The organism is Pseudomonas sp. KB_15, from assembly GCF_052114525.1.
Lineage (GTDB): Bacteria > Pseudomonadota > Gammaproteobacteria > Pseudomonadales > Pseudomonadaceae > Aquipseudomonas.
The window spans coordinates 637,659-657,062 of record NZ_JBFREX010000003.1 but is presented as its reverse complement, the minus strand read 5'-3'; the positions used below and the strand labels follow the sequence as shown (position 1 = coordinate 657,062).

At 52.4% G+C, this 19,404-nt stretch carries 16 protein-coding genes; 3 read left to right on the top strand and 13 right to left on the bottom strand.

The genetic code is table 11. The annotated features are described in order from the left end of the window. Window positions 1–487: 487 nt before the first annotated feature. The 5 genes from AB4Z35_RS07205 to AB4Z35_RS07185 form a co-directional block, all read right to left on the bottom strand. On the bottom strand, window positions 488–1,516 hold the full coding sequence (locus AB4Z35_RS07205) for a nuclease domain-containing protein (protein ID WP_442096460.1): 1,029 nt from the start codon (window positions 1,514–1,516) through the stop codon (window positions 488–490). Between the two features lie 273 nt (window positions 1,517–1,789). After that, entirely contained in the window at window positions 1,790–4,630 is a 2,841-nt protein-coding gene (locus AB4Z35_RS07200) for a P-loop NTPase (protein ID WP_442096459.1), read from the bottom strand. Window positions 4,631–4,875: 245 nt separating this feature from the next. After that, window positions 4,876–5,289 (bottom strand): hypothetical protein, encoded by a 414-nt coding sequence (locus AB4Z35_RS07195; protein WP_442096458.1) that lies wholly within the window; start codon window positions 5,287–5,289, stop codon window positions 4,876–4,878. 414 nt (window positions 5,290–5,703) lie between these two features. Then, entirely contained in the window at window positions 5,704–7,185 is a 1,482-nt protein-coding gene (locus tag AB4Z35_RS07190; RefSeq protein WP_442096457.1) for a phospholipase D family protein, read from the bottom strand. 551 nt (window positions 7,186–7,736) lie between these two features. After that, window positions 7,737–8,165 carry a hypothetical protein gene (locus AB4Z35_RS07185; RefSeq protein WP_442096456.1) on the bottom strand — a complete coding sequence of 143 codons (429 nt, stop codon included), beginning with the start codon at window positions 8,163–8,165 and terminating at the stop codon, window positions 7,737–7,739. 658 nt (window positions 8,166–8,823) lie between these two features. Here AB4Z35_RS07185 and AB4Z35_RS07180 point away from each other — a divergent pair. Both AB4Z35_RS07180 and AB4Z35_RS07175 read left to right on the top strand, forming a co-directional pair. Continuing rightward, window positions 8,824–9,399 (top strand): DNA adenine methylase, encoded by a 576-nt coding sequence (locus AB4Z35_RS07180; protein ID WP_442096455.1) that lies wholly within the window; start codon window positions 8,824–8,826, stop codon window positions 9,397–9,399. Further along, complete coding sequence (locus AB4Z35_RS07175; protein WP_442096454.1) at window positions 9,399–10,232, top strand: 8-oxoguanine DNA glycosylase; 834 nt, start codon at window positions 9,399–9,401, stop codon at window positions 10,230–10,232. Before AB4Z35_RS07180 ends, AB4Z35_RS07175 begins: the two co-directional genes overlap by 1 nt. Here the strand turns inward: AB4Z35_RS07175 and AB4Z35_RS07170 are convergent. From AB4Z35_RS07170 to AB4Z35_RS07155, 4 genes are read right to left on the bottom strand one after another with little or no spacing between them, the layout of a single operon-like run. Continuing rightward, entirely contained in the window at window positions 10,167–10,847 is a 681-nt protein-coding gene (locus AB4Z35_RS07170; RefSeq protein ID WP_442096453.1) for a nitroreductase family protein, read from the bottom strand. The genes AB4Z35_RS07175 and AB4Z35_RS07170 overlap by 66 nt on opposite strands. Further along, complete coding sequence (locus AB4Z35_RS07165; protein WP_103396095.1) at window positions 10,825–11,430, bottom strand: 7-cyano-7-deazaguanine synthase; 606 nt, start codon at window positions 11,428–11,430, stop codon at window positions 10,825–10,827. Before AB4Z35_RS07165 ends, AB4Z35_RS07170 begins: the two co-directional genes overlap by 23 nt. Next, window positions 11,427–12,638: a PfkB family carbohydrate kinase gene (locus tag AB4Z35_RS07160; protein WP_442096452.1), complete on the bottom strand. Its 1,212-nt coding sequence runs from the start codon at window positions 12,636–12,638 to the stop codon at window positions 11,427–11,429. Before AB4Z35_RS07160 ends, AB4Z35_RS07165 begins: the two co-directional genes overlap by 4 nt. A 20-nt stretch (window positions 12,639–12,658) precedes the next feature. After that, window positions 12,659–12,979 (bottom strand): hypothetical protein, encoded by a 321-nt coding sequence (locus AB4Z35_RS07155; RefSeq protein WP_442096451.1) that lies wholly within the window; start codon window positions 12,977–12,979, stop codon window positions 12,659–12,661. Between the two features lie 217 nt (window positions 12,980–13,196). Here AB4Z35_RS07155 and AB4Z35_RS07150 point away from each other — a divergent pair, with 217 nt between their 5' ends. Continuing rightward, the gene (locus tag AB4Z35_RS07150) at window positions 13,197–13,595 is read left to right on the top strand and encodes a hypothetical protein (RefSeq protein ID WP_442096450.1); all 399 of its coding nucleotides are present in this window, start codon (window positions 13,197–13,199) and stop codon (window positions 13,593–13,595) included. 171 nt (window positions 13,596–13,766) lie between these two features. On the opposite strand, the gene AB4Z35_RS07145 is transcribed toward AB4Z35_RS07150, so the two are convergent. The 4 genes from AB4Z35_RS07145 to AB4Z35_RS07130 form a co-directional block, all read right to left on the bottom strand. Then, a complete protein-coding gene (locus tag AB4Z35_RS07145) occupies window positions 13,767–14,903 on the bottom strand; it encodes a hypothetical protein (protein WP_442096449.1) in 1,137 nt (378 codons plus the stop codon). A 192-nt stretch (window positions 14,904–15,095) separates the two neighbouring features. After that, window positions 15,096–16,181, bottom strand: coding sequence for a nuclease (locus tag AB4Z35_RS07140; RefSeq protein WP_442096448.1), 1,086 nt, complete (start codon window positions 16,179–16,181; stop codon window positions 15,096–15,098). A 37-nt stretch (window positions 16,182–16,218) separates the two neighbouring features. Then, a complete protein-coding gene (locus AB4Z35_RS07135) occupies window positions 16,219–17,934 on the bottom strand; it encodes a restriction endonuclease subunit S (RefSeq protein WP_442096447.1) in 1,716 nt (571 codons plus the stop codon). Continuing rightward, window positions 17,931–19,400: an N-6 DNA methylase gene (locus AB4Z35_RS07130; protein ID WP_442096446.1), complete on the bottom strand. Its 1,470-nt coding sequence runs from the start codon at window positions 19,398–19,400 to the stop codon at window positions 17,931–17,933. The genes AB4Z35_RS07135 and AB4Z35_RS07130 overlap by 4 nt, the downstream gene beginning before the upstream one ends. Window positions 19,401–19,404: the final 4 nt, after the last annotated feature.

Below are 19,404 nucleotides of genomic sequence, written 5' to 3'. Positions count from 1 at the left end.
ACCCTAAACTTGGCTCAGCAATCGTTGGTTACATCTTTGATTTCTCGCGGAGTAACTTGTGATGCTGATAATCTGTTGACTAGCAGTCTGACTCCACAAGCACCCACACGAATTGCTTGATTCAGTTGTTAAAGAGCGGTTGGTTAAGAGCTTTCGTCTCAGCCGAGGCGCGCATTTTACTGCCTCCTCAAATAGCACCCTTAAAAGTTTATGATTTTTTAATAAAATCAACTACTTAAGCAACAATCAGCCTCAAGCTGCTCGTTAGCGGGAGGCGAATACTACAGCATTAAAATACGTGGTCAACCCCCGCCTAAAAATTCTTTTTCCTTACTAAAGAACCTAGGTTGCCACTATGAAATATCCTAATGTCTGCACAAAGCATCCGCGTTGGCAGGCGTCGCAGCGCAGGAAGTGCAAATAGAGGGCGCCAAATGACCCAATCTAGATATTGGTGATAGTCTCCAGTCTAATGCTACTTTGGCAATCATCCCCCCGCATTCAGCCACTGCTCAATCCTTCGTTCCAGTCGATCGAGTCCAGCGCCTTGCGCCGAAAACCCACTGATGGAACCGACGCCGTGCTGCTCGATAAATTGGTCGGTTTCAAGCGAAGGGACGCATGTATCCCCAGGCAATAGCAGCAGGCAGGGAGTCGGCGGGGTACCCCCAAGGCGAAGACTATCATGGTAGATATGCGCGGATTCCATGGCCTCCAGCACATTCTTCCGACCGCTGCGCCATTTAGCGTCCAGCACCATACTGCGCTTACCCAGTCCGACACTGTCCACCAGCAGAATGTCAGGGTAGCGTTCGCGGGAAATACTGCGGGCGAGCGGGTTTGTCTCCGCCTGCTCGGAGGGAAACCGTGCCTGGAAGAGTACGTCGATCGAGCGCGAATTCGGTAATGAAAAACGGTACGACAGTTGCGCGCCGACCGCGGAACTGTGGGCAATCGGAGTACAGTTTTCGAGCAGCCGCGGCACAATTGCAAGCACTTGCACATAGCACCAAGTTTCGTAGATCCCCCAGGAAAAGTTGCTGTGCAGCTGGTCGAGAGGGTTGCTGCCCTCTATGCCGGTCATCAATGCGGCACAGCCCATTCGATATGCCCTTTGATAGCCTGGGAGAGCGGCGATCTGGGTCAGTCCGCTGGCGCTTGGGCCATGACCCGAGACCTGACGAAGAGTCTGGCCTTGGGTCAGCAGCAGGGTTTGTGATATTAGATGATCCAGCACCTCAACACGGCGTGGGCTGCGCTTGACCTGTTCGTCTTTAGGCCCCCCCAGCGCTTGAGCGCTAACCTTGGCCCGGAGATACATTGCCCTGGCTCTGAAGCGTTTCAACAGGGCGAGTAGAGTACGGTTGGCCGGTGTGTCGCAACTCGACGTCGAGCTGATGGCTTGGATCAGGACATCTTCTGGCGATTCGACCCCGGTACCGTTGAGCACTGCAGCTAGCTGACGGTCGCGCAAAGCGGAGTGATGTGTTGACGCCAACGCCGAATTGACCCACATGCTGACGCAAGACTGACCCACCTCAAAATCTAAACAAACACAGCAAAGGCAATGGTTCGCAAGGAACAGACTGGGTCAGTGACATATGGGCAACTGGATCAATTCGGCGTCGGCGCCAACAAACGAGGTGAGGTGAGCAAGATCGAAGCGCCCTTTGCGAAGCGCTTTTCAGTCTCCGCCGGATGGCTAAGGCAGAGAAACTTTGGAGGCTCCGAATCAACAGAACCTCCACTGGGAGAGCAGTACCCCAGGCGACCACATCCGAACCCGAATCTATTTTGATGAGATGTTTTTTGCCATCCTGTCCAAGCAAGAAAAATCGACAGTGGGTATTTTTTCTATAGCTTTACTGACAGCATCGGTCTGAACATAGGAACTGCACAATGGAAACGCAGCCTTCAAAAACTCAATGGCCGCCGATGTCGTAAGCATTTTATATAAGCCTCGCTCCACGTCTTTACCGAAAGCTACCGCATGCTGGCTGACCGCAGATTGCTTTACATACGTTTGACACGTCAGCAGCAATGAGCATGCCGAATGAAACGCGTTCATAAATTCTTTATCGGGATAGCGTGCGTGAAGTTTTTTAAAACTCTCCGAGACACCATTCAGAAGAACTATAGCTCGATCCACCGCTAGGGGCATGTATTCACAGTCGTCACTAAGTGCATACAGCGACAGTGTCGCACTTTCGAATGGATTATCTGAAAACCCTTCTGATACGGACCATTCAAAAAAGAAAGCTCTGCGATTAATAGTCGGAATTACCGAAATACCTCGAAACATATCAACTGCATTTTTGGAGCGATTACTCATACGATAAAGACTGGCCAGATGCGTTATTGTGTACGTATCAGCGGGATCAAACTCCCTGATCTCTTCGACAAGTTTAATAGCCAAATGCGACTCTTCTTGCTCCATAAAACTATCAGCAAGCTTATAACGCCAAGACTCTAAATCCTTTAGATAGTTCCCTCGACTCATAATAGTTAGCGCAGACTTTACAAGCTTAATATAATACGCCTGAATATCGATCGAGTAGTCTTCCGTCAAAACCTTAACAATTTCTTTTGCGATGTACCTATGACGAGTATATACATACGTCGAGGTTGCAGTAGCAGCCGCCTCTTGACCAAGAGGTCTGATCACCGCCGAATGAAAGTTTCCACCTTCAAATCCCAACGCCTCTCTAAGAACATCTTTACAGAGATAGTTTTGATCCTCAGCGTGCATGATGGCAATATAGGTTATTGCGTCTTTCAATGTGAGATCATCACCAATACTAACAGTCTCAAGCTTGTCGACCATAGATCTAGCATGCTCGTGCAAATCCTCACCGTGCCGCACCAGAAGGAGTGCACCAAACAGCGCTCCATTGCCAGCGCTCTTCTTTATTTCTTGATCAGCATATTCCTTAAATATTGCGGCTCTTCTACTTGGTGCTGTATCGGAAAGGGCTCCTAAACCATCATTGCCGTAAGCCGCCCATGCGGAAACTATTAGTTCTGCATCGCCTTGGGTCAACCCCGTTAAACGCTCCTGTTTGAATTGAGCTGAAGACCATTTAAGATTCACCGCTGAAGATGCAATCCATGCGGAATCACGACAAGCCAGCAAAAAATGTACTCGACCACCTAGCCTGTCTATATACTTATTAATGAACTCTAATATTGATTCAGCTTCCTGATCAGCCTCATCCAATACCACCAACCACTTTTTGTCATTATTTATAGCATCTAAGATTGCAGTATGGTTAAACGGTCGAAAGTCGTTATGCCTGCGCAGAATTTGGATCTCAGGATGTGCACACGCTACTTCATAAGCACTCTGCAACAAAGCAGTACTCTTACCTTCACACCCAGCAGAACTGATAAGACCCACAATAGGCTTATCGGAAATATTTAATGCTTTAAAGATATTAGCTGTTTTCTGGACAATCCTACGTCGCGGGATCGAGCTTGAGAGCGCGGTGCGCCAGGTAGGTACTGCCCCATTGAAAAATGAAACCGCTTCATCTAAAGGCAGCTCGGCAAGATTGACTCTCAGCATTTCGACACTATTAATGTCCCACCCGCCTAAGAGCTGACCAGAGTTGCTCTCGAGAGTCTCTTTATAGATTGCATTCATTTTTTTTGGCAGGATATACTTCCAACATTCACCTTGTTTGTGTGCGCTTGGAAATGCTTCTTCATTAATCACCCATTCTTGGTGATTATTATTCCATTCATAAGCTTGAAGTGCGACTGTTTGGGTGTTTAAATCTGCTTCTGCCCACAGTAGCCCATTTTTCCATTTGTCTGCTTCATGCGCTTGGAATGCGGCACCGCATTGTAAATTTAAGAAGTGATTCCCTGCGCCGTAGGTAGGTGATGCCCATGCGTGATGCATATGGCCATGAAGATAAAGAGCATTATGCTGCCCAAGTAATGCACTGATTGGTCGCAGATGGTCGGTTGAGAACCAATCCGTAGGATGATGGCCTAACACAATGGTCAGTTCAGGGTTTTGCAAATTGGAAAGTGCATTCTCTAAAATCGGCTTTCCGGGCGTTAAGCGTTGGTAATCATGTTCATCCTTGCACAACCAAGCTGTGTTGAGTCCGACAACCCCTATTGTGCATCCGTTTTTTTGAATTGTCGTAGAATATGCGCCCTCTTTTTTTCTAAAAAGTTCAGAGTATCCTGTGACGTCATGCTCAATATACTTCTCGAATCTTGCTACTACAATTTCTCGCTTTTCCTTAGACTCCTCGTCAGGATTAAAATATGGAGCCGTCGGTTTTAAAAGTACCGTACGATCGAATGCGTCATTTTTATTCCTATTTAGATCATGATTACCTGGAATCATAAATAGCTTGTCAGTAAGCATCGTTGGCATGAGTTCGTCCAGCGGTACTATCAAGTGCTCCCAGAAGCTATCATATTCACTCTCCAGCCCCTTATTGGCTATGTCCCCTGTAATGAATATAAAATCAGGTTCGTGACCGCTCTCGATTTTCTCTTTGATATTGTCAACAATTTTGCTGAGAACAAAGCTTTGAGAATAACCTTCTTTTCCCATATGAAAATCTGATAGATGCAGCCAACTAATTTTTCTCGATCCACTATTGCCCATGGCGACTAATTCTCCCTTAATATTTTTCGTAATTTTTTAGAGTTCTAGCAATAAAATCCAAATACCTTGAAAGTACTCAATCACTGCCCTTTTCGGACCCCGACAGCAAGCTCGTTTTTTGTCATCAGCACTTCGAAAAGTTAGTCTTAAAAGGGCGAGTGCACCGTGAGGTCCGCCCGCCCTTTTGTTGGCTTATCGTATGAGCACTGAGCACGTCAAGGTTGGTGCAGTGTGTCTATCAAAATTCACAAAAAGGTGCCAAGAACCGCTATCACCAATCCCAACCCACCTACAGCCCTACCACGCCCTAATTTGTTGAGAGCCACAAGAGCAGAGTGCAGCGGCCTGAAGATAAAAAAGTTCACCGCAGTTACGCAATAGAACCAAAGATATGATCGGATGTTTATTAGTGACGTCAGCGTGTTGGCCTTGAATTCCTCAGAGGTAACCAACTGGGGGCCTTTTTCAACCTCCTTGAACGCACTGAGGGCTACTTTTGATAAAGTGGCGTACTCCTTGAAGTACAAGGCCTGGAAAGCTTTCACTTCTTTTATTTGCTTGCAAATGGTTGCCTCTAGAGCAACCGACAAGCGAGGCCACCAGATTTCAACTGCCCCCAAAATGATACCAGCCATACAGAAAAACATGCTTGCAGACATTTCCGTAACACTCCTATTTTTATGGTTTTTATCGTGTCTTGCATTAATGCTATCTCAGAGATTTACATGTGCAAAGAGAAATCTTGCTTGACGTTATTCAGAAGTTAGGTATGCATTGTTGGCCGATGATTGTTTCAGCCATATATTTTCTAGAGGAATCAGGCTTTCTGGCCGTTCAAGTTCGTAAAAAAGCACAGTCAAAAAATTATGAGAAACCGAGACCCTTGTGCTGCAGGATCTCAGAGAAACGACTCATACGGAGCCGAGGGCGGGAGAGGAGGGGCTGGGTCGGCAGAGCGATACCCCCCCCCCCGACTCTTTTACCTATGAGCGGAGGGTTGTCTATCGAGTAAGGCAGTAAAGGGACGTAGAAGGCTTAGAAAATGCTCAGGGGTAACCACTAATAAAGAACCGTCAGAGTGTGAAGTAATGGTCAACGAAAGCACGTAGCGCGGACTCTGTCTCGATAGTGGCGCTGTACACCGCCCTGTGGTGCCCGCCAGAGAACACCCGATCCAAGGCTGTTGATTTGCTATCCAACTGGATCTGCTTGATATCAACGATCCCGGGGAAATTCGGTAGCTCTCTTTCAACCCTGACGTAAAGACCGTTCTTAGTCTTGGGGTCAAAAGCAAACTCTATTCCCCTTCTGGTTCTGATCTTGTAGCTCCAGAACTTATTCGTTTTGTCCTTTTTGAAAGGAGCTACATACCTCGAAAGCGACTCCAGCAATTCCACTGCGGTCTGCCCGTTGAACGCCCCGCCTACCAGCAGCTTCGCATCCCGCTGTCCGACTGGGAGGCCACTAGGATGAACCACTGAATCTAGCTCTTCGAGATCTTCCAAAACCAGAGCCCGGCCTTCCGTTTTCTCCAAAATCTTTACGACCTCGGCCAAGTGCACGACCCGTACATCGTCACCACCGCCAGTCATATCCCATATTTCTTGCATACATGTTTTGAGCTGCATTTCCATTGCTCGCTTCGCCTTCGTTCCGAATGGAGTGCCGAGCAACGTTTGTACTGGATTTGCAATATCGAGGGTGCCGACAAACGAATTGGCGTATTGGATGCTCGCCTGTTGACCGAGTAAGCGGCACGGTCCGAACACAGATACCCCTTTCATAGGACCCCACCGAATGTCCACGTACTCGGCTTCCACGTCAGTAGGAAAATCAGGCCAGTTCTCGTAGCCCCAAAGTTTGATGCCGGACTTAACATCCCCCTTGTCGTTACCCACCTCGCTTTCGATTGCCTTCAGCTTCGATCTCGCCTCTGGAGAATTTTTCTGCCGATATATAAGGGCAAAGACTTTCTCCCAACGAAGGCTAGAAGCAGTGAAATCAGCTAGCGAGAAGTAATTCTCCCTGCCTGAGTTCACCTCTAGCATGGGCTTCCGGTTCCGGCGCCAGGCCAAATACGCAGCGGCGATGTCGGAATCATCAATAGCTCTCACGTGCACCGAGTCCCATAAAGCGTCGAACCAAGATTGCATGGCACCGAGTTCGGTGCGCTCTCGAATATGCATGCCGGCCTCCAGCCAGTGGGCAGAGTCCTCATCTTCGAGGCCTAGGCCATTGGCTGAAATATTGGCGGAGCCAATAACTGCTTGGTTTGCTCCGAGAATTACTTTCGCATGCAGGCGATCGCACTGCCGAACCTGCACGTTTCGGTCGGGTCGGGTGGACAGTTCTAAGAAGTGCTCGATCACTTGAGGATTTGTGCTGCCCGTACGCAGGTTGCAGATAATCCGGATAGGTTTGGATTCATCCGGATGGATTAGCTTCTGAGCACTATGCCCCCAAAATGCGACGGCAACATCAAGTGAGTCCTCATCGGAAACCAGTTGCCTCAACCGTGTTTTATAGTTTTCTTGGGTGATGAATGTTGAATCCACGTCTAGTCCCTTTATGAACGTAGTGAGCAATTAGTGGCGGATCTGCAGTTACGCGACAGTAGCACGGCGGATGGATTGCCGAACACAGCACCATGATTCACCCTAGCCTTTATGCAAAACCACCTTATCGAGTATCAGCCCGCCATTAAAGTGGAATTCATTCAGCTACGTGGGCGATTATGCCAAACCATAAATTACAGTTAAGTGCAACTAGCGGCACGCTTTGAGCTATGGATTAACTGAGGGGTACGTCACGTAACCTAATATCTACCTCTTCTCACACAAGGACATATTGATATTATCGCGACGCTCCACTATTTCTCTCATCGGGTCGCGCAACAGCTGTGCACCCGCAATAGGAGTGAGAGACCAGTCGAAGTGGAGCGGGGGATTTGGAGGAGCCTCAGCACCCTTTCGATGGACCACCCGCATCCCCCCCCCTGTGCTGACATACAAATATATTTAATTCTCCGATTGCAAGACGCTAAGAGAAGCTCGCCCCCTAATTTTACGAGGTAACAATGCGAAGTTATTCCCAGCGCCAAACGCTATTAATAAATAGTGGAATATACCAACTCTTTTGCAACTGGATGCCACAACATTCCGCCTGGACTAGCTTTACAAACGGCCTCTCGTAGTTCATCGCTAAGTAATGGGCCAGGCAAATGTGTTGAAGCACCGTCGCATACGATAATTATTTTTACCGAATAACCATTAAGGAGATCAATTGATTCGGCAATATAGTCAGGAACGGAGCCACTGCCCTCAACCTCCAAGCATATAGTTGATCCCGCCATAAACCTGTCCGAGGCTTCAATCGCCTTGGCCAACAGGCTAGCGGGATCTTCAGCATTTGGATGACGTGGGCACATTAGAGTCGCCAGACAGTGTGACGTATCGACAACATCTACAGCTTTTGTACGAATTCCCGCCGCCCACGCTTCGTCCATCGCTTTCGAATCTACTGATGTGTAAGCCATAAACCGTTTCCATTCAATGAACCATTTTCAATTATCGGCTGTACCTCCAAGAACTTGATAGCCCTATAAATCGTCACCCTAAACAGCCCTACTCCTCGACCCAACGCGGCCACAGGGGTGGGCATTTCCCACCTTATTCCGTCTGCTATTGACCGATTTCCGTTGCTACCACTGACAGTAAAGGCCATCTCCCTGCCGATCATTCGCACGAAGCGTGCTGATCAGATCGAATGCAATCGAATGGTCAAACAGAGGGCCGCAATTTCCGCACCTGGAAAGTCGTAAGCAATTCGATGGTTAAAACATATGAAGTTATCCACAGTAATCGTGGGTATTACTGTGGATAAATCTCTACGTATCACAAGGTGCCCACAAAAAGCGCATTGATCAATAATTAACCAAATTACATAGAGCAGATGTCCCGCGCCCGGAACCTCAATACGAGCTGAGGAAGTATCTATGAAATCAGGGGCGATTCATCCAACCTAACTGCACGTATGGTGGCCGTTCGGCACTTCGCCTTGACATCATCGTCATTTCTGACGATGCTTGGCGCATGAGATATCCAGGCGGAAAAGGCAAGTGCTACCAGCGCTTGATCAATCTGATGCCACCGCATCAGACATACATCGAATCCCACCTTGGTGGCGGGGCAGTCATGCGCAACAAAAAGGCTGCGCAGCGGAACATTGGCTTGGATCTCGACGCCCAAGTCATTGAGCGGTGGAAAGCGGAGCGTCCAGACACCTGCGAACTCCACCAAGTCGACGCGGTTACGTTCCTTGAAGGGTATACGTTCGAAGGCCAGGAGTTGGTCTATATCGATCCGCCCTACGTTCCTGAAACCCGCCGTCGAGCTAAGGTGTATCGCTGCGATTACTCGGAAGAAGACCACATCCGCTTGCTGCGGTGCTTGGTCGCATTACCTTGCAAAGTGATGCTTTCGGGCTATGACTGTGATCTCTACAACCGCGAGCTCATCGGGTGGCGCAAGGTGAGTTTTCCGGCTAAGACCCATGTAGAGCTGCGCGAAGAAACGGTTTGGATGAACTACGATCCTCCCAGCCGTTTGCACGACAGCCGATACATGGGCGAAACATTCCGAGACCGCCAAACCATTCAGCGTCGCCAAACTAGACTCCGTGCTCGTATCGAGAGCCTAGATCCCATTGAGCGACACGAGTTACTGCAATGGATGCATGAACACTACGGCATTGCCGAGGAGGCCGCCTGATGCAACTAGGCGCTATTTTCATGGACCAAGCGGTTTTCAATGTCGAGCTACCCAAAGCAGACGCAGAAGTTATTCCGGGCGTCCCGTGGGGAGCCATGGAAGCGTTCCCTACTCCTGCGTACTGGGCATACCAAGTGTACGCACGCCGTCTCACTGGCGATCGGATCAACTACAAGCTCGGGGCAACGCTGAAAGAAGAAGTCGGCGCGTGCTTGTTGGGGGGGCATGGCATCCCAGCTAGCGTTGGACTCGCCGCCTTTCACCATGTCAAAGAACGCGGTGCCTTTGGTGACCAACCACCTTCAGAAGAAAGCCTGCTCGAGTGGCTGAAAGAGCCCCTAGCAATCGATGGTCGCCAAGTACGATACCGTTTCGCCACGCAGAAGGCCCGCTACCTCTGCGCGGCACTTCAGAAGCTGTCTGCTGAACGGCCTCCGTTAGGCTCCGGCAAAGCGCTGCGCGACTGGCTGCTGGATATTCCAGGAATTGGTTACAAGACCGCATCGTGGGTTGCCCGTAACTGGCTGGATGCGGACGATGTGGCAATCCTGGACATCCACATTCTCCGTGCCGGGCTACTGGGTAGGTTCTTCGAGAGTAACTTGACCGTTGAGCGCCACTACTTGGAGCTCGAAGAGCAGTTCATCCGCTTCAGTAAAGGGCTTGGCGTCAGGGCATCGGAACTCGATGCCCTGATGTGGTTGGAGATGATGTCATCGCCCGCCACGGTGCACAGCATCATGGGCATGGGGCACCACGCACCTGAATCAGGTACTCGTAGCAGACCCAAGAAGAGCAAGGCCAACCCCGGCCAACTTTCCCTGATCGGCTAGGGCACTGGCCCAAGGCTCACCGGTGATACCCAGCGGACAGAAGTTGAGTCCCTGGGCTGTCGCAGTTAATGCCATGACCGCGAGTAGCGCCCCCGCGTCACGCCAAACAAGGCTGCAACCATCCTGATATTTACCTAAGGTTTTTCCGGGCTCGGCCAGAAACAGAATGCGTGTTGCCTCATCACCGTCCAGAACCTGCAGACTGAATTCATAAAGGCCTGCAAGCTTGCCGGTCGCATGTCGGAGCTCCATCAATTGGTGGGCCCTGGGCTCATACATCCACCATCGATCATCTTCGGGCCGCTTAACGACGATGTGTATAGGGTGGATCGCGCCAGCCGAGGGGGCAGCTCGATGCTCCAGATCAAAACCCAGGTTTGACGTACCGGAACCTCGAGTTCTGCAGGCATGCCAGAGGAAGGCTCCGAGCTGCTGGTCATGGACGACGCCGAACTCGCGATGCGACGCACGCGCATCCAAAACCTCGCCGAACGGCCGGGCTAATGCCTCCGAGGAAGCAGGGAGCGGGCAGACATCACCCATTTCCCACTCGAGAGGCTCATACCGCTCAGGAGCCTGCCTTGGAATAGGGTCACCCAAGTCGATCCAAGTCATACCCCACCTCTTGGAACACTTCCATGTACTTGTTGCAGCCGCGGCAGTTGCCACATGCAACATGCGACTTGTGGCAGCTGTGCGCCCAGGCCAGGAGACTCGCAGGGATACCCGATTTGCGGACAAGCTCAGCAGTAGAAAGCTCAATTGCAGGAGCCTCCACCACCATTCCGCCCTCCTGCAGGGAAAGCAGATGGCTGATCGCCGACATGAACTCTGGGGAGCCATCCCTATGGAAGCCATCCGATTTCACGGTACCCAACCACAGGTGCGTCACACCGAACGAGATTGCCTTCATCGCCGCCAGCGTAACCAGCATCTGGTTCCGGTACGGCCACCAATCCGAGGCTGGAGCCAAGCTGTCGGCTTGGCTACCTGCCATGTCTCCCGAGCCCAGCTGGCGGCAGTCAATCTCAATCACATGATGAGGGATTTCCAACTGTTGGCAGATCGTCCTTGAAGCCTCGATTTCGGCCTGCGCCGCGAGCTGACCGTAGTTCAGGGTGAACGCGATGTCCGGCCGTTTCCACCAGGCAATCGTCAAGGAGTCCATCCCGCCGGACAACAATAATCCCGTCTTCATAGCACCACCGCTTCCCAGACCGTCTGATAGATCGCACTGACGTAGTCATCGGTGATGCGACAGTCGGAGCCCTCCATCATTTTCTTGTCCTGTTCGGACTCATTTTCCGCGTAGAAAACGACAGGTTTGTTCAATGCCCGAGCGTAGCCAATCTCGTAGATTGTGCCCGAGTCGAGCCCATCACCAATCGCAAAGAGAACGTCGCAATCACGCACCCCTTCAAGGTCCTTTTCGACCACGTCCTCAGCAGAGCCAAGACCGACGTCATGGTATGGGGAAAATACATCCAGCCCCATTGCCAGCAGGTCTCTGCGAGCCTGCCCGACCATCCACAGCTCTGCGAGGGTGAAGAATGGCCCTGCGAGGTACACCTTAGGGGCGTAGCCATCGCGATACCGAGCTGACAGTTGCAGTGGGTACGGCTTGAAGCCAGCAAGCAAAGCCTGGTCGGGGAAGCCTTGATTTTCGCAATAAAAGGCCGTCGCAATGGAGGCAACCGAGGCTGCATCGTGAGCCGAAAGACCTTTGTCCATCCAGCCCAGTGCGAAGTGGGCGGCGAAGGTATCTCCCGAGCCGATCTTCCATACCCGCTCAGTGCGGTATGCAGGTACCGTCGAGATTGCGCCGTTGTCATACACCAAGGCACCCAGCGGCCCCATCTTGATGACAACCACCTCCGCACTCTCTTGCTCGGCAAGCACGAATGCGAGCTCTTGTGCGGTCAACCCACTGGAAGAGGACACCAACAGATTGGCTTCGTGACGGTTCAGGACCAGAGCCAGGTGCTTTGCTTCAGAGCCATTGGCCCTGAAGGACTCCGTACCGTCGGCATTCTGTGGGTCAAACACCGCGTACTCAGCATCAACTACTGCCGTTCCATCGATCATGCCGAATCGAAGCACCTTCTCGGCGCTAACCTGCAGCTGCGATTTAACGTGAATGCCACGTCGAATATCTGGATTGGCGAGGCCATGGATGTACTCGAAAGTCACCCCCGCCGGCGCAACTGTGGCATTGAACTGGAAACCTTCCGCGGCTGCGCGGGCATCAACGACGATCTGGGTGTTGCTATCTACACAGGCGTGTAATTCCGCCTGCCCGCCGAAACGGGCAATCGCCGTTGCTGCCCGTCCTGCCGAACCATAAATATCGTCCCACGCCGGGCGCATGCACCGCTCTCGGTAGACCCCTCCTACAATGGTGATCATAGAGCTCTCCTTGCTCGCAATTAGATGTGATAAACCCGAAGGCGTACTTGCCCGCCACCAATGTGCAGCACGCGTGCCTGGTACTGTTCGCCCTGGCTCATGCAGCTTCGCAATTGGTTCAGATGTGGGTCGACAATCCCTCCTGCCTCAGCGCCGTTCCACAGTGCGGAGACGACCTGCTGATTGCCAGACTGCGAAAAGGCAATGTCGAGGATGTCGTTGATGCTCAACTGTCTAACCACCTGCGCTTTCGGTGAAGCAAGCTGGGTATCAAACTGCAGTGCTGTGCAGGAAGAGGTGGGTGTGGAGGGACCCAGATAGCTACCGCCAGAACCAGACATTCGCATTTCCTTTCGCTAGTCAAATTGAGAGCAAAGCAATATCACATCCGAAAGGCAAAAGGCCATGGTGAATCGCCCCTCGTTTTTCTGGGCACATCCACCAGCATGGCCAGCCCCCTTCAAAAACCCTCCCCAACTACTGGTTAAATATACAGATAGCCCCCATCTTGTGTTGAAGGGCCAGCGCACCGCTGTCACCCACAGTGAGGAAAGACCTATGCGTTTGATGCTTCAGGCTGTGTTTTCGTTGGCTGTTCCCCTGGCTATGCTCGCTGGCACCAGTGAAGCGAGCGAAATCGCACGTGTTGAGTTTCCATCGAATCAAGGGAATTACGTTCAGGCCTATGAGAGCGGTGGGACCAAATGGATCGAGCTCGTAACTATCGAGGCCAACGGCCACCGTCGTATTGCTAAAGGGACGGTTTCGCCCGAACAGGGTGCTGACTTCTCCAAGCGGCTTTACGAGGTCTCAGCTGATTTTGGTCCATGTGGTACAGGGAAACTGATGCAGCCGGACTACGTCGGTACAACTGTTTACTTTGAGGGCTTTAAGAATGGGACCGGTGAATGTGAGATCCAGAATCCTCCCTATGAACTCCAGCGGATCATCCGTTAAGTCGACTGAGAACTCCCCAGTTTCATTGACGAGAGTCGCTGACGGTCTGGTAACTTTCTAGTCAATAGCGACAAAGAGAAAGGGGCGCAGCTTATAGGCGAACTCTTTCTCCTCGAGGCACGTTAGGCGCACATCGGAGCGACTAACGTGCCTTGCAGAAACACACCTTGCCTATCGAGGAATCACAATTTCTTCGTCTAACACGTCCACCACACCCGGTTTGAGGGGATCAATCCAGTCCGCTTTGGCGTGTCCCCAACGGAGTAGTTCGAGTTGCTCCATAGAAAGCTCCTGCCGTTCGGCGCTTTGCTCCAGAGCATTGAGATACTCACGAATGGCTTGCGCACGCCGCCAGTTCTGCGCATCAACTTCAAGTTTCGCCAACCGCTGCTTTTCGGTGTCTTGTCGACGTTTTCGCTCCAACGCAATGTCGCGAACTCGCTGGCGCTCGGCATCTTCAACTGCCTGACGCTCTTTGCGGACTAAAAACTCCACCGCTCTGGCGGCCATTAGCCCAACCAGTTTATTGAGCTGCAACTCCACTGGCCGGCCGTCTGAGTCAACAATTTTCCCTCCGTAACCTTCATTGACCAAAACCTGCAGCCTGCCGGAGGGTATGAACTGCCATTTCGCCCAATAGCTCCATTCCCCTTTGGCCTGGGCCGCTAGTTCTTTGGCGGTGGGTTCATATGGGGAGCGCACTGACGCTTCAAACAACCGTAAATGCAGGACATGGTCAAACATCAGAATCTCAACACGGTGCTTGCCTTGTTGAACGGTATACCCCCGTTTCTCCAAGGCTTTTAGCAGCGTGTCCGCCACTTTCAGTGCGCGACTCTGTAACGCGGGAGAAACTGAAATATTCAACCCGTTGCCGCGCGTCTGCGGCATTCCGCGCTGATCGATGATCGGTCGAGCCAATGCCTCGCGAGCAGCAGTCACCACCGGATGCCACACCTTGATGCGCTCCGGTACCACAATCTGGTTTTCCGGCTGCTGCTCAAGACTCAGCACGCGCTGAAGTCGGCTGTCGACGACTTCAGCGACCGGATCCTGAACAGAGGGTTGTGCGGCGGGGCGATACAAATAACCGGGATGGCCGGTGTATTCGCACAGCTTGGGGCGCGGGGACACGCGCTTACCAGCCTTGACCTTGGCCCAATGACCCCGTGGCGGCGTGGCGAGTTGCAGGCGCGAGCAGAGCTTTTTCAGCCCCACGTCGGACAGCCCGTAGCGGGGCGCCACCACCTGCACGGGCTCGGACCAAACGTCCTCCAGCAGCTTTACCCGGTCATAGCGTTCCACCATTTAACCGATCCTCCGATTATGCGCAGCGCGGTTCGACTCCGCCTGGCCCCGAGCCCAGTGACTTATCGGAGTAGCGGTCAAGACCTTCGGGAAAGGCGCCAGGTTACAGGCGCTGTAATCGCAGGTAACCGACCTGGAGCGAGTGATGAGAATGCAATGACAAGTAGAGCCTTCCTTAGATCGTTACTCTACTCATAGTGATATTTGGAAACGCTCTTTCAACCGCTCAATCGTCCAGCGCCATTTTGGGGTGGTCGGGCGACAGACGGTGTTCTGGTTACCGAACATACCGACCTCCTTGATGGCTTGTTCGACCGGCACTGTACGTAGCCATTCTATCGGCACGAAATATTCGGACAGATCAGGGTCATTGATGTGCTCGACATGGTAGGTGCCATGTAGGGCCGCTTGCATAACCGGTACATCAATACCGTTCTGTTTCACGGTGAAGTCCGCCGCTGCGCTGGCCAAACCGGTTACTCGACCGACACCTACATAACCTTGCTGCGGAATGTTCACCCATACTCGGTCACCTGGTGCGAGCATCTTCAGGCTTTTGCTGTACCAGGTGCCGCCGCCACCACAGATAAAACCAAACGCCAAGGCATCCTGCCAAGCACGCGTGGTGCTGTGGCCGAAAGAGCAGTAGTACTCGCCATTCCAGGGTTCGCTTTGCCCGCCCCCACTACCACTACTGGCGTTGACCTGGGTTTCTGCCGGGTCGATCAACCATGAGCGGCTGATCAGCTGCTGTTCGCCAAGCTGGAACACCTGAAAACACAACACGTTGATCGCTACATCCCGCTCGCTGAGATAGGCCACGATACGCTCCGTACTTGCATCCAGCCCCGAGGCGACGATGATGATCTGATGGCTCTGGTTGAGTGCATCCTCATCCAGCGGCATGCCGAAGTGCATGCGAAAATCGGTAGCCAGATCCGCTCCTATATTGAAGCGCTTGTAGATAGCAGCAATGTCCTCGGCCTCCAAGCGTTCCACCCAGGAGGCATAATCCAGTGCCTGTGCCACCACATCACGAGGTGTACGGTCGCGTTTGAGTTCGATAACGACCAGCGAGGCATCCGGCGCGATGGCCAGCAGGTCGATCCGGCCACCCAGGCCTGTGCTTTCCTGGCGGCCGATCAGCATCCACTCATCTGACAGCACACGCGGCGCATTTACGATCATGTCTTCCAGCAATTGCTCGCTGGGTAGAATGCATTCTTTGAGCTGGTGGGACTGACCGTTTACTGTCCAGAGTTGCGTCTTGATGGCCATGGGAGTGTCCTAACCTGAAATCCTTGATGGCTGTGCATTACGCGACAGCTTGCTCGACTAAGGTGCTGGCCAGCTGTTCGTTGATTAGGCGGGCTTGGGTCAGGCGAGTTTTTAGTTGGTCGCAGAAGGTCATGAGCTGATCGACTTTAGCGACGATACGATGTTGCTCGGCAACTGGAGGCAGAGCAAAAGGCATATTTGCGACTTGATTGGTCGAAATGTGTGGGACGCCGTTACTCCGTCCTGGATCGATGGAATCAACGAAAAATCGCGACTTCAACCACACCACTAGATAACCGACTGTTACCGCTCCTGAGTATGGGGCCAGTTTGGCAACCCGCTGCAACAGCAAACAGGGCAAATCGCATTGTCGAATGACGGCATACTTTAAGCCTGTTGAAATGATCGGACGATCAAGAGTCAGTACAACGTCATTTTCCGCTAGTTGAAAGCCATCAAACTCACTAGCTAACTCTTGGGAAATACGAGCCGAATCGCTCCAGTTTGCAATCCCGTGTGAAACATTGACATTGCGTAGGAGTCGAACGCCTTCAGGCCTAAACCATTCGCTTTTGAAGGCATAGCCATTCAAGAAATTGAAAATATTTGCCTTGCGTACCCACTCCCATCCTGGCGGCAGATCAAATTGTTTCTCTTCTTGGCTAATTTCCGCCAGCGTCTTCTGCTTCTTGAGCTTGCCGACCTTAACTAAATGCGCTTTCTCTTCGGTAACGCGCTTAAGCAGTTCGCGAGCCGGTTCATCGCAGGAGTCTTGCGGCACGAGCTTACCCATGACTGCCAATTGCAGCAGGGTCTGCTTGAGGGCATCGATACTGGACTCGGTGGTGAACAGGATATGGAAGTATTCGGCCAGACGCTGCCAGCTAGCGGCGAAGTCGGTGGCATCGCTAGCTTGGGTCAGGCTGTCGAGCAATGCCTGCACCAGTCGAGCGTGAGCGCTTTCAGCGTCGACCTGCTGGGCTTCCAGGCGGTCGCACAGGGCCATCAGTTCATCGACTTTGGCGCCGATTCGATATTGCTCAGTGAGAGGCGGGATGGAGATGAGCAATTGAGTTGATTGGCTCAAGTACAAACACGGCTGGGCGCTCTGCTTTACTCCCGCCCAGATAGACCGCTGAACGGTAGGCGACTTCATTGCTAATGCTAGATATCGAACGTTAATCATCAACGGCTTGATGAGCGTAACGCTACGGACAATCACCATTTCTTGATTTGTCGGAACGATAGTCAGGCGCCCAAGGGTTGCACCAACCGACACCATCATGATGTCCCCCTGCTCGGGACAACAACGCTCCCAGCACTTCTCTGCGACGGAGCGCACTACAAAGTCAGTCGTTGTATAGTCCATGTACCCATCACGGACGTTCTTGGCTGTAACCAACGGAATTTGGGATACATCTGGCGTGCGAGGAGGTGTTAGATGTTCTCCGTCAGTAACCTGCGTTGAGCAGTCACTAAGTCGCCCCCACTCCCATCCTTCTGGCAACTCAAACGGACTTTCTTCCGCGCCAATCTCCGCCAGCGGCTTCTGCGTCTTGATCTTGCCCTCAGCCATCAGCCGCGCCTTTTCCTCGGCAATCCGCTTAAGCAACTCCCTAGCCGGTTCATCACTTGGATCCTGTGGCACCAACTTGCCGCGCACCGCCAGTTCCAGAATCAGCTCCCGCAGCTTCTTGATACCATTAGGCGCACCAGCCAACAGGGGCAAATTGTCGGTCATTAACGCAGTCATGCCTGGCGCACCAGGGCTTCAGCGAGGACGGCCTTCAGTTGGTCGCGCAAGTCTCTGATTTCACCAGTCAACTTAGCGTAATCACTCAACAACTTATCCGGGTCGTGGCATATCTGCTCGCCGATATGCGGGTTTTTGTAATCCAGGTTCCAATTGCGCATCTGCAGTTCATCGACGCTAACCTTCCAAGCGAATTCGTTTTCCACCCGTGCGGCGAAACTATCGACCTCGCTGCCCCACCATGCCTCTTCCACGGCGAACTCTTCAATGCGCATGGGTCGGGTTTTGCTGTAGTTCTTCACACCCGCCGGGTACTGGTGCTCGTAGAACCATACATGCTTAGTCGGCGAGCCCTTGGTGAAAAACAGCAGGTTGGTCTTGATGCCAGTGTAGGGGTTGAATACACCGTTGGGCAGGCGAACGATGGTGTGCAGATTGCACTCGGTCAGCAGCTTTTCCTTGATACGGTTTTTGATGCCTTCGCCGAACAGAAAGCCATCGGGCAGCACCACGGCGGCGCGGCCACCGTCCTTGAGCAGTTGCATGATCAACACCAGAAACAAGTCGGCCGTTTCGCGAGTACGGAAGGCCGCGGGGAAGTTGGTTTCGATGCCATCTTCTTCCATACCTCCGAATGGTGGGTTGGCGACGATGCAGTGCACACGCTCACTCGGCCCCCAGCTGATTAGCGGCTTGCTCAAGGTGTTGTCGTGGCGGATCTGGTTGGGTACCTCGATGCCGTGGAGGATCATGTTGGTGGTGGCCAACAGGTGCGGCAGTGGCTTTTTCTCTACGCCGAAGATGCTGGCTTGAAGGGTGCGCTCATCTTCGGCGGTTTTTACATAGCGGCTGCGCTTGTGCTCAATAGCACAGGTGAGAAAGCCGCCGGTGCCGCAGGCCGGGTCCATGACCTTTTCGTCCAGTTTGGGGTCGACCATGCGCACCATGAATTCGGTGACCGGGCGCGGGGTGTAGAACTCGCCGGCATTGCCAGCGTTCTGCAGGTCACGCAGCAGTTGTTCGTAAAGGTTGCCGAACTCGTGGCGCTCTTGGGCCTTGTTGAAGTCCACCCCTTCCTGAATCTTGTTGATCACCTGGCGCAGTAGCTGGCCCGACTTCATGTAGTTGTAGGCGTCCTCGAACACACTACGGACCACGAAGGCGGAAGGTGTGGTGCTGTATTCGTGGAGGCTTTGCAGCTGCGGGAACAGGTTGTTGTCGATGAAATCCTTCAGGGTATCGCCGGTCATGCCTTCCGGGTTGGCGGCCCAGGTGCGCCAACGGCAGCTATCGGGGATCGGCGAGCGGTAGTGGTCGTCCATCAACTCCCATTCCAACTCACGATCGTCGAAGATCTTCAGGAACAGTAGCCAGACCAATTGGCCGATGCGCTGGGCGTCGCCATCTACACCCACGTCTTTGCGCATGATGTCCTGGATGGATTTGATGGTGCTGCTGATGGACATGGGA